This is a genomic window from Streptomyces sp. WM6372 (assembly GCF_001279655.1).
Taxonomy (GTDB): Bacteria; Actinomycetota; Actinomycetes; order Streptomycetales; family Streptomycetaceae; genus Streptomyces.
This window is the reverse complement of sequence record NZ_LGDB01000160.1, coordinates 1-14,557: the sequence shown is the minus strand read 5'-3', so window position 1 is coordinate 14,557 and position 14,557 is coordinate 1. Positions and strand designations below refer to the sequence as shown.

The following is a 14,557-nucleotide window of genomic DNA, read 5'->3' as shown; positions in this document are numbered from 1 at the left end:
TCGCAATCGCAGGAGAGCAGTCCCATGGCTGAAGTTCTCGTCTACGTCGACCACGCGGACGGCGCCGTCCGCAAGCCCACCCTCGAGCTGCTGACGCTGGCCCGCCGCATCGGCGAGCCCGTCGCCGTCGCCCTCGGCGCTGGTGCCGAGGCCACCGCCGCCGTGCTCGCCGAGCACGGTGCGGTCAAGGTCCTGACCGCCGACGCCCCCGAGTTCACCGAGTACCTCGTCGTACCGAAGGTGGACGCGCTCCAGGCCGCGTACGACGCCGTCTCCCCGGCCGCCGTGCTCGTCCCCTCCTCCGCCGAGGGCAAGGAGATCGCCGCCCGCCTGGCGGTCCGCATCGGCTCCGGCATCATCACCGACGCCGTCGACCTGGAGGCCGGTGACGAGGGCCCGGTCGCGACGCAGGCCGCCTTCGCCGCGTCCTTCACCACCAAGTCCCGTGTCTCCAAGGGCACCCCGGTCATCACCGTCAAGCCGAACTCGGCTCCGGTCGAGGCCGCCCCGGCCGCCGGCACCGTCGAGGCGCTCGCCGTCACCTTCGGCGCCCTGGCCACCGGCACCAAGGTCGTCTCCCGCACCCCGCGCGAGTCGACCGGCCGCCCCGAGCTGACCGAGGCCGCGATCGTGGTCTCCGGCGGCCGCGGCGTCAACGGCGCCGAGAACTTCCACATCATCGAGGAGCTCGCGGACTCCCTCGGTGCCGCCGTCGGCGCCTCGCGCGCCGCCGTCGACGCCGGCTGGTACCCGCACTCCAACCAGGTCGGCCAGACCGGCAAGTCGGTCTCCCCGCAGCTGTACATCGCCTCCGGCATCTCGGGCGCGATCCAGCACCGGGCCGGCATGCAGACCTCGAAGACCATCGTGGCCATCAACAAGGACGCCGAGGCCCCGATCTTCGACCTGGTCGACTACGGCGTGGTCGGCGACCTCTTCGCGGTCGTCCCGCAGCTGACCGAGGAGATCAAGGCCCGCAAGGGCTGACCTGCTCGGATGCTCTGACCCGGGGCCGCGTGGTGACACTCACCACGCGGCCCCGAGGTGTTTCCTGCAACCATTGACTAGACAAGAACCCCTCATTAAATTCTGCTATGCGGATCTATGCTTCCGTAAAGCGGAAAAAGAGGAGAGTGCACGATGGGTCAGCAGGAGAAGGTGGCGACGAGCCTCGCCGGCGTGGTCAGCGAGGGGATCAGCGCCTCCCTCGCGCCGGTGGACGCGGAGCTCGCGCGCCACTACCCGGGCGACCCCGGCACCCGCCAGCCCATCCACACGGTCTACGTCCCCGGTGACGTCTTCGCCGCCGACACCATCCGCTCCTGGGGCGACCAGGCCCTCGCCGCCCTCGACGAGCACGCCCCGGACGCCGCCACCTTCGCCAAGGTCCTCGGCATCTCCGACGAGCTCGCCGTACCGGTCTACGACCGCGTCCGCGCCAAGCTGGAGCGCGAGCCCATCGAGGACCTCCGCGTCGACTTCGAGGACGGCTTCGGCGTCCGCTCCGACGAGGAGGAGGACCAGGCGGCCGCCCGCGCCGCCCGCCTCGTCTCCGAAGCCTTCTCCAACGGCACGAACGCCCCCTACATGGGCATCCGCATGAAGTGCATGGAGTCCAACGTCCGCGACCGCGGCATCCGCACCACCGACATCTTCCTGTCCGGGCTGCTGGAGCACGGCGGGCTGCCCGAGGGCCTCGTCCTGACCCTCCCGAAGGTCACGTACGCCGAGCAGGTCAGCGCCTTCGTCAAGCTGCTGGAGGCCTTCGAGGCCGCCCGCGGCCTGCGCCCGGGCCGGATCGGCTTCGAGATCCAGATCGAGACCAGCCAGTCGATCGTCGCCTCCGACGGCACCGCCACCGTGGCCCGGATGATCGAGGCCTCCAAGGGCCGCGCCACCGGCCTGCACTACGGCACCTTCGACTACAGCGCCTGCGTCGGCGTCTCCGCCGCCTACCAGTCGAGCGACCACCCCGCCGCCGACCACGCGAAGGCGATCATGCAGGTCGCGGCCGCCGGCACCGGCGTACGCGTCTCCGACGGCTCCACGAACGTCCTGCCGATCGGCAGCACCGAGCACGTACACGAGGCCTGGAAGCTGCACTACGGCCTCACCCGCCGGGCCCTGGCCCGCGCGTACTACCAGGGCTGGGACATGCACCCGGGCCACCTGCCGACCCGCTACGCGGCGGTGTTCACCTTCTACCGCGAGGGCCTCGAAGCCGCTGCCGCGCGGCTCAAGGCGTACGTCGCGAAGATCGAGGGCGACGTGATGGACGAGCCGGCCACGGCCAAGGCCCTGGCCGGCTACCTGGTCCGCGGCCTGGACTGCGGCGCGGTGGGCGCCGAGGAGGTCACCGCCCTGACCGGCCTGACCCGCGCCGAGCTGGACGCGTTCGCGATCCCGCGCCGCTCGGCGACGCTGACGGCGACCGCCTGATCCGCCCATCCGCCGCACGGTGGACGGGGCCCGGCGGGGGACGCCCCGGCCGGGCCCCGCGGCGTCTCACAGCGGGCCGATGATCCAGCGGTTCAGGGTTCCGTCCCGGCCCGCGGTGACGAGCAGGCTCCCGTCGGGGGAGAAGGCCAGGGCGTTGACCGCATCGTCGTGGCCTTCGAGCGGACCGCCCACGGGCCGGCCGGTCGACGGGTCCCACAACAGAACCCGGCCGTCCTCGCCGGCGGAGGCCAGCAGGCGCCCGTCCGGCGAGAACGCCACCTCGTACACCGCCGAGGAATGGCCGGTCAGCGGCTCGCCGATCTGGCCGCCGCCGTTCGGCTCCCACAGTCGTACCGTGGCGTCGGCGCCCGCCGTGGCCACGACGGCTCCGTCGGGTGAGAACACCGCCGACCACACCGTGCCCCGGTGGCCGCGCGAGGCGCCGCTCCACCGCAGTCGCGTGCCGACGTCCCACCACACCACCCGCCCGTCCGCGCCGGAGCTGACCAGACGCCGCCCGTCGGGGGCGAAGGCGATTCCCACGACCTCGTTGACGTGGCCCTCGACGGACTCGCCGAGGTGTGTTCCCGAGGCCGTGCTCCAGAGCGCCAGAGCGCAGTCCATGCTCCCCGTGGCGAGCAGCCGCCCGTCGGGGGAGAACGCGAGCCGCTTCAGCGGGCCGCGGTGGCCGGTCGGCAGCTCGCGGAGAACGGCGCCGCTCGACGGGTCGCGCAGGTGCACGGTCCGGTCGCCGGACGCCGTGGCGAGCACGGTCCCGTCGGGGGAGAACGCCAGACACCAGGGCAGATCGGCGCCCCGGACCAGGGGCGGTCCGAGGGGGAACCGCGTGACCGGGTCCCACACCCGCGCGGACCGCTCGGCGTCGGTCGCCGCGAGGAGGCGGCCGTCGGGCGAGAACGCCACCCGGACGAGGGCGGCTTCGGCCTGCACGGGTGGCAGCCGGACCGGCAGCCGCTCTCCCAGTGCGGCGGCCAGGGCCTTGGCGGCGAGCGATGCCGTACGGGGCGTCGCGGCCCGTTCGTACAGCAGGACCGTCTCGTCGGAGGACGAGGTGGCCAGGAGCCGTCCGGTCGCCGAGAAGGCGATGTCCTCGACCCGGCCGGCGTGGTTGCTCAGCGGCGGGCCGACGGGCAGGCCGGTGGCCGTGTCCCACAGGCGTACGGTCGCGTCGTCGGAGCCGGTGGCGAGCAGCCGGCCGTCGGGGGAGAAGGCCAGGGTGCAGACCGGGCCGGCATGGCCCCGGAGGGTCAGCGCGTCACGTCCGCCGGCCGCCTCGCACACGGAGGTCCGGCCGTCGCGGTAGCCGAGGGCGAGCAGCAGCCCGTCGGGGGAGAGGGCGATCGCATCCGGAATTCCGGCGGCCGCGGCGCGGGGCGCACCGGCCACGCCCCCGCCGAGCAGGTCCCAGACCCGTGAACTGCGGGCGGCGGCGAGCAGCCGGCCGTCGCGGGCGAAGGCCACCGCGTCGATCGGATCCGTGCCGCCGCCGTGCGTCACGACGACCGGGAGGCGGACGACGGACAGGTCGCAGAGCCGTACCGTGCCGCCGAGTTCGAGGGTGGCGGCCATGCCTCCGGTCGGTGCGCAGGTGATTCCGGTGATGGGGGAGGCGTGGCCGGTGAGGGGCGGACCGTCGGGGCGGCCGGTCGCGGGGTCGATCCGGTGGAGCACGGAGGGGTCTCGGGAGTCGGCCGCCAGCAGCCGCCCTTCGGGGGTGAACGCGAGGGGATGCGTCGCGGTGAAGGGGGTGATGGCGCCGAGGCCCGTCGTGGTGTCCCACAGCTGGACGCTGTCGCCGCCGGCCGAGGCCAGCAGGCGGCCGTCGGGGGAGAACGCCACGTCCCGGACCGGGGCGAGGTGCCCGAGGAGGCGGTGGCGCAGGGTGTACGGGGCCGGCCCGGCAGGCGGCCCGGGCGCTGGCTCGGGAGCCGGGTCGGGCAGGGGCCGGACGGGCGGTGCGGGATCCCAGGGGGGCCGGGGCCGGCCGCTGGGTCCGGCGGGTCCGGCGGGTCCGTGGGGTTCGTCGGGTCCGGCGGGTTCGTGGGGTCCGGTGGGTCCGGCCGGACCGGCGGGTTCGTGGGATCGGGCGGCGGTGCCGTGCGGGGCGGCATCCCGGACCGGCGCGTCGGTGGCGGTGGCCGCCTGCGGCGCACCGGCGCGTGCGCGGGCCCGGGCGCGCGAGTGCCCCGGAGGCTGCAGCGCGGCCAGTTCCTGCCAGCGCCGCCGCCAGACGGCGACCTCGGGGTCGGTGTGGGAGGGGACTGAGGTGCGCCGGCCGTACTCGTCGTACGACAGCAGGATCCGGATCAGTGCCATGAAGGTGTCGGCCCGGACGAGCCGCTTGCCGTTGAAGATCTCGCTCTGCGTGGCCACCGGCAGCCGGAGTTCGGTACCGGATCCGGCCGCGCGCGCTTCGAGATCGCGGTACGAGGGCCTGCCCCGCTCGATCCGTAATCGCGTCAGATCACCGGCGAGCGCGGCGAGTCCCTCCTCGAAGCTCGTGAAGGTGCCGCGCGGCTGCGGATCCATGTCCCCCATGTCCCCCCTCGGCCATGTGTGGCCGCCCAGGTTAGAACGCCGTCGGCGGAACAGTCCCGAACTTTCCCGAACAGCTCGGAACGCTCGTCGCGTTCCGCCGAACACCCGTGTCGTTCAAGGGGTTTCCGGGGCGATCGACTCGGACCGGGTCCGTTCCGTACGTGCCTGCCGGCGGCCCGGCCGGGGGTGCAATCGAGCCATGACCACTCCCCGTGAATCGGAACAGCCGTTCCTGTCCCTGCACACCGCCGTCGTGCTCGTCATCGCCCTGCTGATCGGGTGCGCCGTCGGCGGGCTGAGCTTCATGGGCGGCGTCCCCGTCGCCCTCTCCGTACTCGCCGGGCTGACCGGCGCCGGCGGGGCCGTGCCCGTACTGCGGGGGCTGATCCGCTGAATCCGCCGAGTCCGGCGAGTCCGCTGGTTCTCCGAGTCTCAGCCGGCCGGCGGGAGTTCGCCCGAGCCGCGGGGGATCAGCCGGGTCGGGAGTTCGATGCGGGCCGGGTCGAGGGCGGCGCCCGCGAGGCGCTGGAACAGGCGGTCCGTGGCCACCCGGCCCAGGGCCGCCGCGTCCTGGGCCACCACCGTCACCCCGGGCCGCAGCAGGTCGGCCAGCTCGAAGTCGTCGAAGCCGACCAGGGCCACCGGCAGCTGGTGCTCGGCCAGGACCCGGACCAGGGTCACCGTCACCCGGTTGTTCCCCGCGAAGACCGCCGTGACGGGGTCGGGGCCCGTCAGCATCGCGCGGGCCGCCTCCCGGACGCGGTCCGGGGAGGTCGAGCCGAGGGAGACCCAGGGCTCCGCCACCGGCAGGCCCGCGTCCGCCATCGCCGCACGGTAGCCGCGCAGGCGCTCCGTCGCCGTGTGGATGTGCGGGTGGTCCCCGATGAAGCCGATCCGGCGGTGGCCGCCCCCGATCAGATGCGCCACGCCCGCGCGGGCACCGCCGAAGCTGTCCGACAGCACCACGTCCGCGTCGATCCGGCCCGCCGGCCGGTCCACGAACACCGTGGCCACCCCCGCACGGATCTCCGGCTCCAGGTAGCGGTGGTCGTCCCCGGCGGGGATCACGATCAGCCCGTCCACCCGGCGCGCGCACAGCGCCAGCGCCAACTCCCGCTCCCGGTCGGGGTCCTCGGCGCTGGACCCGTTGATGAGCAGTGCCCCGTGGGCCCGGGCCACTTCCTCCACGGCCCGGTTCAGCGGTCCGTAGAAGGGGTCCGCGAGGTCTTCCAGGACCAGCCCGACGGTGGCCGTACGGCCCTTGCGCAGCACGCGGGCACTGTCGTTGCGGCGGAAACCGAGCGCCTCGATCGCCTCCTGGACCCGCCGCACGGTGTCCGGGGTGACCCCCGCCTCGCCGTTGACCACGCGCGAGACCGTCTTGAGGCCCACGCCCGCACGGGACGCCACGTCCTTCATGGTCGGCCGGTTGCCGTAGCGGGGGTCGGACGGGCGGCGGGTCTGTGGCACGGGACGGAAACCTCCGGAGGTGGCGGGGCGGGCGGGGCTGGCTCTGACCTTTCCGACCTTGAGGATAAGCACTGGGCCGGGGAGCGGGTTTCCGTGGCAGGGTGATGCGGGCAAGCCACTGGGGGCTCCGGACGAGCCATGGGGAGAGGGGTAGACGTGATTGTCTGGATCAACGGCACATTCGGCGCCGGAAAGACCAGCACGGCCCGCGAACTGACCGGGATCCTGCCGGACAGCACCCTGTACGACCCGGAGCTCGTCGGCGACTCACTACGCCAACTGCTGCCGCGCAAACGCCTCGCGGAGGTCTCCGACTACCAGGACCTGCCGAGCTGGCGGCGCCTGGTGGTGGACACGGCCGCCGCGGTGCTCGCGGAGCTGGGCGGGGTGCTGGTGGTGCCGATGACGCTGCTGCGGCAGGAGTACCGGGACGAGATCTTCGGCGGGCTGGCGGCGCGCCGGATTCCGGTGCGGCACGTGCTGCTCGCCCCGGAGGAAACGATCCTGCGCGAGCGGATCGCGACGCGGGAGGAGCCGGGCGACCCCGCCGACGTGGACGTGCGGGTACGGCAGTGGGCGTACGACCACATCCCCGCCTACCAGCAGGCGCTGGGCGGCTGGCTGGCGGCGGACGCGCACGTCATCGACAACGGCGCCCTGAGCGTACGGGAGACGGCGGAGCGGATAGCCGAAGCCGTACGCACGGACGCGGCCCGGGTCTGCGACATCGTGCAGACGCCGGAGCCGACCCGGGAGACGGTGGCGGCCGGGGTGCTGCTGTTCGACGACGAGGACCGGGTGCTGTTGGTCGATCCGACGTACAAGCCGGGATGGGAGTTCCCGGGCGGGGTCGTGGAGGCGGGTGAGGCGCCGGGCGGCGCGGGGGTGCGGGAGGTCGCGGAGGAACTGGGCCTGACGCTGGACGCCGTACCGGGGCTGCTGGTCGTGGACTGGGAGCCGCCGGTGGCTCCGGCGTACGGGGGACTGCGGCTGCTGTTCGACGGGGGCCGCCTCTCGCCCGACGCCGCGGCGGAACTCCGGCTGCCGGGTCCGGAGCTGCGGGCGTGGCGGTTCGTCACGGAGGAGGAGGCGGCCGGCCTGCTCCCGCCGGTCCGCTACGAGCGCCTCCGCTGGGCCCTGCGGGCCCGCGAGCGCGGCCGCCCCCTCTACCTGGAGGCCGGCCGCCCGACGCCGTAGCCCGGCCGGGAGGCTGCCGGCCGCATCGGCGGGCGCCTCCGGCCACCCGGGCTGGGCCCCCGATCGGCGCCCCGGCTCGGCCCCCGATCGGCCACCCGGCCGGGGGCGGCAGGGCCGCGGCTACGGAAGGACCGGCTCTGCGGCCGCCGCCGTACGGAGGGTGGCCGCGGTGTTCTTCGTCAGTGGGTCGCCGTGGCCCAGGCAGGCCACCTCCGGGGACAGCGCCGCCAGGCGCCGGAACGAGGCCTGGGCCTGCGCCCGGTCCACGTTGAACACGCCCAGCATCACCTGCCCCACCCCCGCGATGCAGTCCCCCGCGAACAGCACTCCGTGTTCCGGCAGATGGATGCCGATACTGCCCGGCGTGTGGCCCGGGGCGTGGACCACCACCGCGCCGCCGCCGAACGGGAGCACCTCCCCGTCCTCGACCTCACGGTCGACCCGCGTCGGCGGCGCCTGCGGCACCGTCAGGCCGTGCGCGTACAGCGGAAGTTCCCAATCCAGCAGAACCGGCTCCGGGACCGGGAGCTCGCCGCGGATCACCGGAGCCTCCAGCCGGTGCGCCAGCACCTCCGCGCCCCAGCGCCCGGCGAGTTCCTCCGCGGCGCCGACGTGGTCGCGGTGGCAGTGGGTCAGTACGATCCGCTCCAGCCGCTCCGGATCCAGCCCGAGGGAGCGGACGGCCCCCTCGATCGCCTCCGCGGCGCCGGCGTGGCCGGAGTCGATCAGGGTCAGGGCCTCACCGTCGCGCCACAGGTACGCCTGGCCGATCGGGAAGCGGAGCATGTGGAGCCGCTGCGGTAGCACTTCGACAAGATCCATGCCCCGAACGTACGTCCGCCGACTCCGCTCCCGGCCGGCCTTTCACCGGGAGCGGAGTTCGCCCGTAGCGCAGGCCGACGGGCCGGACGTTCCGCAGGTCATACGCGCTTGGACTCCGCGTAGTTGACCAGGAACAGGGCCTCCGCGACCGAGAGCCGCTCCAGCTCCTGCGGCGAGACGCTCTCGTTCACCGCGTGGATCTGCGCCTCGGGCTCGCTCAGCCCGATCAGCAGCATCTCCGCCTCCGGGTACAGCGAGTTCAGCGTGTTGCACAGCGGAATGGATCCGCCCATGCCGCTGATCTGCATCTCCTGGCCCGGGTAAGCCTCCTGCAGGGCCGCCTTCATCGACGCGTACGCCGGGCTGTCCGTGTCCGCCCGGAACGGCTGGCCCTGGCCGACGACCTCGAGCTCGAGGCGCGCCTGCCACGGGGTGTGCGCCACCAGGTGCGCCTCCAGCAGCTTGACGGCGTCGGCCGTGTCCACGCCCGGCGGCACGCGCAGGCTGATCAGCGCGCCGGCGCCCGCGTGCACCGAGGGGGTGGCGCCGACGACCGGCGGGCAGTCGATGCCGAGCACGGTGACGGCCGGGCGGGCCCACAGCCGGTCCGCGATCGTGCCCTCGCCGATCAGCCCGACCCCGTCCAGCACCTTCGCGTCGGCGCGGAAGTCCGCCTCCGGGTACTGCAGACCCTCCCAGACGGCGTCCGAGGCCAGGCCGTCCACGGTCGTCGAACCGTCCGCGGCGCGCAGCGAGTCCAGCAGCCGGATCAGCGCGGCCAGCGCGTCGGGGGCGGCGCCGCCGAACATGCCGGAGTGCAGGTTGCCGCCGAGGGTGTCGATCTTCACCTTGATCAGGCACATGCCGCGCAGGGTGGCCGTGACCGTCGGCAGGCCGAGCCGGAAGTTGCCCGTGTCGCCGATGACGATCGTGTCGGCGGTCAGCAGCTCCGGGTGCGCCTCGGCGTACTGCTGGAGACCGCCGGTGCCCTGCTCCTCCGAGCCCTCGACGATCACCTTCACGCTCACCGGCACCCCGCCGTTGGCCTTCAGCGCGCGCAGCGCCAGCAGGTGCATGATGAAGCCGCCCTTGCAGTCCGCGGCGCCGCGCCCGTACCAGCGGCCGTCGCGCTCGGTCAGCTCGAAGGCGGGGGAGATCCAGGCGGCGTCGTCCAGCGGCGGCTGCACGTCGTAGTGCGCGTACAGGAGGACGGTCGGCGCGCCCTCCGGGCCGGGCAGGAAGCCGTACACCGACTGGGTGCCGTCGGGGGTGTCGAGGAGCGCCACGTCCTGGAAGTCCTCGGCGCGCAGCGCGTCGGCCACCCAGTTGGCCGCGCCCTGGCTCTCGCTCTGCGGGAACTGCGCCCAGTCCGCCACCGACTGGAAGGCCACCAGCTCGCTCAGCTCCTGCTTGGCGCGGGGCATCAGCGAGGTGATGGTCTCGGCGATCGGATTCTGGGACATGGGCACGCTCCTCTTGGGTGCGACGTTGTGTAGGTGTACGCCTGTACGCGTACGCCGTGCATGTGTACTCGGCGGTACGTGTACGCCGCCCGCATCCGCGTGGTGGGCGTATGCCGGGTACGGCGAAAGACAGTCCCGATCCTCGCACAGCAGGATGGGCCGGGCTCGCGCCGTAGGATTTCCCTGCATCGGAGCAACCGCATGATCAGGAGCAGCAGCACATCGTGAGCAGCGACGACAGCACCGTCGGGGGACCCGACTCAGCAGCAGGGCAGGCCGCTCAGGGGGCGGAGGACGGGGTGGCCGGGGTGCCCGGGGGCACCGGTGAGGTGTGGGACGTGGTCGTGGTCGGGGCCGGGCCGGCCGGCGCCTCGGCCGCGTTCGCGGCGGCGACGGCCGGGCGGCGCGTACTGCTGCTGGAGAAGGCCGACCTGCCCCGGTACAAGACCTGCGGCGGCGGGATCATCGGCCTTTCGCGCGATGCCCTCCCGCCCGGTTTCGTCCTGCCGCTCAAGGACCGCATCCACGCGGTCACCTTCTCGCTGAACGGGAAGCTGACCCGGACCCGCCGTTCGCGGCAGATGCTCTTCGGGCTCGTCAACCGGCCGGAGTTCGACGCGGGGCTGGTCGCCGAGGCCGAGAAGGCCGGCGCCACCGTCCGTGCGGGTACGGCCGTCGCGCGGGTCGAGCAGCACGGGGCGGCGGTGCCCGACCGGCGCACGGTCGCCGTGGTCCTCGCCGACGGGGAGACCGTCCTGGCGCGCGCGGTGGTCGGCGCGGACGGCAGCGCGAGCCGGATCGGCGCGCACGTCGGCGTCGAGATGGACCAGGTGGACCTCGGCCTGGAGGCGGAGATCCCGGTTCCGCAGACCGTCGCAGAGGACTGGAAGGGGCGGGTGCTCCTCGACTGGGGTCCGCTGCCCGGCAGTTACGGCTGGGTCTTCCCCAAGGGCGACACGCTGACCGTCGGAGTCATCTCGGCGAAGGGCGACGGGGCCGCGACCAAGCGGTACCTGGAGGACTTCATCGCCCGGCTCGGACTCGCCGGTTTCGAACCCGCCATCTCCTCCGGGCACCTGACCCGCTGCCGCAAGCCCGAATCGCCGCTGTCGCGGGGCCGGGTCCTGGTCGCGGGAGACGCGGCCGGACTGCTGGAGCCGTGGACCCGGGAGGGGATCTCCTTCGCGCTGCGCTCGGGCCGGCTGGCCGGAGAGTGGGCGGTGAAGATCTCCGAGGCGCAGGACGCGGTGGACGCGCGCCGCCAGGCCCTGAACTACGCGTTCGCGGTCAAGGCCGGACTGGGTGTGGAGATGAGCGTCGGCAAGCGGATGCTGACCGCCTTCGAGGCCCGGCCGGGGCTGCTGCACGCGGCGATCACCGGCTTCCGCCCGGCGTGGCGGGCCTTCGCCCGCATCACCCGGGGCGCGACGACGCTGCCGGACCTGGTGCGGACGTATCCGATCGCCCGCAAGGCGCTGCACGTCATGGACGGCAGGCAGGCGCGGAACCGGGCCGAGGCACAGGGCCCGGAGCAGGGGCAGGAGCCGGAGAAGGCGTAACGGGCCCGGGGTACTCGGGCCCTGGGCCTGGCCGGCGGAACGGCAGGGCCGAGGTCCGGCCGGAGCCAGGCACGGCGGGGGGATCCTCCCCGGGCGGTGTGCTGAGGATGGTGGCGGTCTTGCCGGGCGTGCGGGCAAGGCCGCCGCCGCTTGTGCGCGGACGCGCGGCGCGCGGCGCGCGGGGCACGGCGCGCGATGCGGGGTGCGGCCCGCGGGTGCTGCGTACGTCGGGTGTGGAGTACGCCGGGTGCGGCCGTGTGGCCGGTATGGCCGTGTGTGTCAGTTCGACAGCGTGATGCGGAAGACCGGGTGGTCGCCGGCGCTGGCCTGGAGTTCCGCGTCGGTGGACTGGGCGGTGACGCCCTGGAAGAACCGGTTGACCTCCCAGCCCCACTTCTCCAGGTAGGTGCGCAGCAGGGCGGCCTTCTGCACCGGGTCGGTGATCTCGGTGACCGTGAAGGTGCGCACCTTGCGGCCCACGCGCAGCTCACCGCCGCCCGCCACCCGCATGTTGCGGACCCACTGCGAGTGGCCGCGCGCCGACACCAGGTACTGCTCGCCCTCGTACGTGTGCGGATTGACCGGGATTCGCTGCATCTGGCCGGACTTGCGGCCGCGCACGGACAGCTCGGCGGAGCCGGCCAGGCTGATGCCGAGTCGGGCCAGCTTCCCGAAGAGGGAGTTGAAGCGGGTGGCGAGCGGGCTTGCCTGGACGTAGTACGGGGTGGGCGCGTTCATGGCTTGCTCCGGCTGTTGGGAGAGCGGTGCTCTCGCTTGAGATCAGTGTGCACGGATTGCCGCTCCAAAACAAGAGCACCGCTCTCTGAATGGTGCGACGCTCTTATTTTTGGGCAGTGCTCTGCCCTCTGGCACACTGCTCGTATGAGTACCGTGCGCGGGGCCCGGGAGCGGGCCCGTATCGAGGTCACCGCCGCCATCAAGGACGAGGCGCGCCGCATGCTCGCCGCCGAGGGCGCCGCCAAGCTCTCGCTGCGCGCCGTGGCCCGCGAGCTGGGCATGGTCTCCTCGGCCCTCTACCGCTACTTCCCGAGCCGTGACGAGCTCCTCACCGCCCTCATCGTCGACGCCTACGACAGCGTCGGCGCCGCCGCCGAGGAGACCGACGCCCGCGCCCGGGCCGCCGGTGCGGCGCCCCGCGAGCGCTGGACGGCCGTCTGCGAGGCCGTCCGCGCCTGGGCCCTGGACCACCCGCACGAGTACTCCCTGATCTACGGCTCGCCGGTCCCCGGCTACAGCGCCCCCATGGACACGGTCGCCCCCGCCTCCCGTGTCGGCAACACCTTCATCGGCATCGTCCGGGCCGCCCACGCCGGGCGCGGCCTCGCGCTGCCGCCGCTGCCCGCCGCCCTGCGCCCCGAAGCCGTACGGATGACCGCGGACTTCGCCGAAGGGCTGCCTCCGGAGGTCACCGCCGCCCTGGTCGCGGCCTGGGCGCAGCTGGTGGGCCTCATCTCCTTCGAGTTGTTCGGCCAGTTCAACCGGGTCGTGGAGGACCGTGCCACCTTCTTCGCGCACGCCGCGGGCCAACTGGCCCACGGGGTCGGGCTGCCCGCCGTATGACGGCCCGTACGGAGGCGTGTCGCGCGTGATTCACATGATGAGGTGACGGATCGCTTGTCTGTTCCTCATATCAATACGAGTGGTTGGGCTTTCACCGAACGGGCGCCCGTCTAGTGTTCGTCGGGTCGTGCTCCTGCCCCCGCCCCTTGTCGGAGGAACAGCCGTGGCCCGCGCCGTGAAGGCCCTGTACGCCGTCCTGGTCACCTCCTTACTGGCCGCCCCGGCGCCCGCCGTGCCCGCCTCGGCCGGCGCCGTCGCCGAAGAGGCCGTCCCGGCCCCGAGACCCCGGACGGCCGGTGTGCGGGGCCTGGAGATCGGCGTCCCCGCGTACGCATGGGCCGGGGAGCGCATGCTCGGCGACCTCGTCGCCACCGCGCCCGCCGCGTCCGTGGTCGTCCTCAACCCGGGCAACGGCGACGCCCCCTTCGACGAGCGCTGGCAGGCCCGCGCCGACGCCCTGCGGGCCGGGACCACCGCCACCGGGGAGAAGACGAAGGTCCTCGGCTACGTCCACACGGACCACGGAAGCCGCGACATCGCAGACGTCAAGGCCTCCGTGGACAACTACCTCAAGACCCGCGACGGCCGGCTGCACGTGGACGGCATCTTCTTCGACGTCGTCAGCCGCGACTGCGGCCCCGGCAACGCCACCCGCGACCACTACGCGCGGCTGCGCGCGTACGTGCAGGACACCATGGACGCCGCGGACCCCACGGCCGCCGAGCTCGTGGTCGACAACCCCGGCACCGCCATCGCCGACTGCTACCTGGAGCCCGGCCACCGCACCGCGGACGTCTTCGTCACCTTCGAGGACACGTACGCCGCGTACACCGGAAGCGGCTGGCTCGGAGGGAACGTTTTCTCAGAGTCGGGCGGCTACCGCGCCGGTACGGAACTCGACCCGACCGGCACCGCGTTCTGGCACCTGGTCCACGCCGTCCCGGACGCCACCGCCATGCGCACCACGCTCCGCACGGCCTTCGACCGCGGCGCCGGCTACGCGTACGCGACCGGCACGCAGATGCCGAACCCCTGGGACGAGTCGCCGAGTTGGAAATACCGGAGCCAGACGCTGTACGCCGCCACCCTGGGCTGACGGACGAGGCGGTCAGCGGCGGCCCGGGGGTCCGGGGTCAGCGGCCGTCGTTCTCCGGGCGGCGGGCGAAGCGCCACAGGACGTGGGTGATCCGGAGCAGGAACACCGCCCCCGCCAGGACCCCGGCCGCCACCGTGAGCGCCGCGTCGGTGGTGGGCGAGACGTCGAAGACCTGGGCGGGGCCGTACACGGCCCCGAAGACGAGGGCGGCCGCGAAGCACCCGCTCACGAACGCGTAGCCGATCTCTATCGTGATCGCGTCGCGATCCGCCTGCGTCCGTTGCCCCATCCACGCATTGTCACAGCCCGTACCGCACCGTCACAAGGGTGCCTAGAGCCCGCTTCGACCGCCCGCGCGGCGCCCCCGCCCC

At 73.5% G+C, this 14,557-nt stretch carries 13 protein-coding genes; 7 read left to right on the top strand and 6 right to left on the bottom strand.

The window, feature by feature from the left end; genetic code table 11:
- Nucleotides 1-24 precede the first annotated feature (24 nt).
- Nucleotides 25-987 (top strand): electron transfer flavoprotein subunit alpha/FixB family protein, encoded by a 963-nt coding sequence (locus ADK52_RS12990; protein ID WP_053689933.1) that lies wholly within the window; start codon nt 25-27, stop codon nt 985-987.
- A 153-nt stretch (nt 988-1,140) separates the two neighbouring features.
- The gene (locus ADK52_RS12985) at nt 1,141-2,439 is read left to right on the top strand and encodes a DUF6986 family protein (protein WP_053689932.1); all 1,299 of its coding nucleotides are present in this window, start codon (nt 1,141-1,143) and stop codon (nt 2,437-2,439) included.
- 66 nt (nt 2,440-2,505) lie between these two features.
- On the opposite strand, the gene ADK52_RS12980 is transcribed toward ADK52_RS12985, so the two are convergent.
- Nucleotides 2,506-4,998 carry a WD40 repeat domain-containing protein gene (locus ADK52_RS12980; RefSeq protein WP_053689931.1) on the bottom strand — a complete coding sequence of 831 codons (2,493 nt, stop codon included), beginning with the start codon at nt 4,996-4,998 and terminating at the stop codon, nt 2,506-2,508.
- Nucleotides 4,999-5,197: 199 nt separating this feature from the next.
- Here ADK52_RS12980 and ADK52_RS12975 point away from each other — a divergent pair, with 199 nt between their 5' ends.
- A complete protein-coding gene (locus ADK52_RS12975; RefSeq protein ID WP_053689930.1) occupies nt 5,198-5,392 on the top strand; it encodes a hypothetical protein in 195 nt (64 codons plus the stop codon).
- Nucleotides 5,393-5,430: 38 nt separating this feature from the next.
- Here the strand turns inward: ADK52_RS12975 and ADK52_RS12970 are convergent, their stop codons facing one another.
- Nucleotides 5,431-6,468: a LacI family DNA-binding transcriptional regulator gene (locus tag ADK52_RS12970; protein WP_053689929.1), complete on the bottom strand. Its 1,038-nt coding sequence runs from the start codon at nt 6,466-6,468 to the stop codon at nt 5,431-5,433.
- Between the two features lie 156 nt (nt 6,469-6,624).
- On the opposite strand from ADK52_RS12970, the gene ADK52_RS12965 reads away from it, so the two are divergent.
- Nucleotides 6,625-7,665, top strand: a complete 1,041-nt coding sequence (locus tag ADK52_RS12965) for an NUDIX hydrolase (RefSeq protein ID WP_053689928.1) — start codon at nt 6,625-6,627, stop codon at nt 7,663-7,665.
- Nucleotides 7,666-7,785: 120 nt separating this feature from the next.
- Here the strand turns inward: ADK52_RS12965 and ADK52_RS12960 are convergent, their stop codons facing one another.
- Nucleotides 7,786-8,487, bottom strand: coding sequence for an MBL fold metallo-hydrolase (locus ADK52_RS12960; RefSeq protein WP_053689927.1), 702 nt, complete (start codon nt 8,485-8,487; stop codon nt 7,786-7,788).
- A gap of 98 nt (nt 8,488-8,585) precedes the next feature.
- A complete protein-coding gene (locus tag ADK52_RS12955) occupies nt 8,586-9,950 on the bottom strand; it encodes a dipeptidase (RefSeq protein ID WP_053689926.1) in 1,365 nt (454 codons plus the stop codon).
- Between the two features lie 299 nt (nt 9,951-10,249).
- Here ADK52_RS12955 and ADK52_RS12950 point away from each other — a divergent pair, with 299 nt between their 5' ends.
- Nucleotides 10,250-11,509, top strand: a complete 1,260-nt coding sequence (locus tag ADK52_RS12950; RefSeq protein WP_053689925.1) for a geranylgeranyl reductase family protein — start codon at nt 10,250-10,252, stop codon at nt 11,507-11,509.
- A 279-nt stretch (nt 11,510-11,788) separates the two neighbouring features.
- Here the strand turns inward: ADK52_RS12950 and ADK52_RS12945 are convergent, their stop codons facing one another.
- Nucleotides 11,789-12,247, bottom strand: a complete 459-nt coding sequence (locus ADK52_RS12945; protein ID WP_053689924.1) for a nitroreductase/quinone reductase family protein — start codon at nt 12,245-12,247, stop codon at nt 11,789-11,791.
- A gap of 144 nt (nt 12,248-12,391) precedes the next feature.
- Between ADK52_RS12945 and ADK52_RS12940 the strand changes: the two genes are divergently transcribed.
- Together ADK52_RS12940 and ADK52_RS12935 are read left to right on the top strand one after the other, a co-directional pair.
- Complete coding sequence (locus ADK52_RS12940) at nt 12,392-13,090, top strand: TetR/AcrR family transcriptional regulator (RefSeq protein WP_053689923.1); 699 nt, start codon at nt 12,392-12,394, stop codon at nt 13,088-13,090.
- A 163-nt stretch (nt 13,091-13,253) separates the two neighbouring features.
- Entirely contained in the window at nt 13,254-14,186 is a 933-nt protein-coding gene (locus ADK52_RS12935) for a spherulation-specific family 4 protein (RefSeq protein ID WP_078988283.1), read from the top strand.
- A 37-nt stretch (nt 14,187-14,223) separates the two neighbouring features.
- Here the strand turns inward: ADK52_RS12935 and ADK52_RS12930 are convergent, their stop codons facing one another.
- Nucleotides 14,224-14,475, bottom strand: coding sequence for a DUF6332 family protein (locus ADK52_RS12930; protein ID WP_053689922.1), 252 nt, complete (start codon nt 14,473-14,475; stop codon nt 14,224-14,226).
- Nucleotides 14,476-14,557: the final 82 nt, after the last annotated feature.

Coding starts and splice junctions, on each gene's coding strand:
- ADK52_RS12990 (WP_053689933.1), top strand. CDS start 25: ATGGCTGAAGTTCTCGTCTACGTCGACCACGCGGACGGCGCCGTCCGC.
- ADK52_RS12940 (WP_053689923.1), top strand. CDS start 12,392: ATGAGTACCGTGCGCGGGGCCCGGGAGCGGGCCCGTATCGAGGTCACC.
- ADK52_RS12960 (WP_053689927.1), bottom strand. CDS start 8,487: ATGGATCTTGTCGAAGTGCTACCGCAGCGGCTCCACATGCTCCGCTTC.
- ADK52_RS12975 (WP_053689930.1), top strand. CDS start 5,198: ATGACCACTCCCCGTGAATCGGAACAGCCGTTCCTGTCCCTGCACACC.
- ADK52_RS12955 (WP_053689926.1), bottom strand. CDS start 9,950: ATGTCCCAGAATCCGATCGCCGAGACCATCACCTCGCTGATGCCCCGC.
- ADK52_RS12980 (WP_053689931.1), bottom strand. CDS start 4,998: ATGGGGGACATGGATCCGCAGCCGCGCGGCACCTTCACGAGCTTCGAG.
- ADK52_RS12945 (WP_053689924.1), bottom strand. CDS start 12,247: ATGAACGCGCCCACCCCGTACTACGTCCAGGCAAGCCCGCTCGCCACC.
- ADK52_RS12985 (WP_053689932.1), top strand. CDS start 1,141: ATGGGTCAGCAGGAGAAGGTGGCGACGAGCCTCGCCGGCGTGGTCAGC.
- ADK52_RS12930 (WP_053689922.1), bottom strand. CDS start 14,475: ATGGGGCAACGGACGCAGGCGGATCGCGACGCGATCACGATAGAGATC.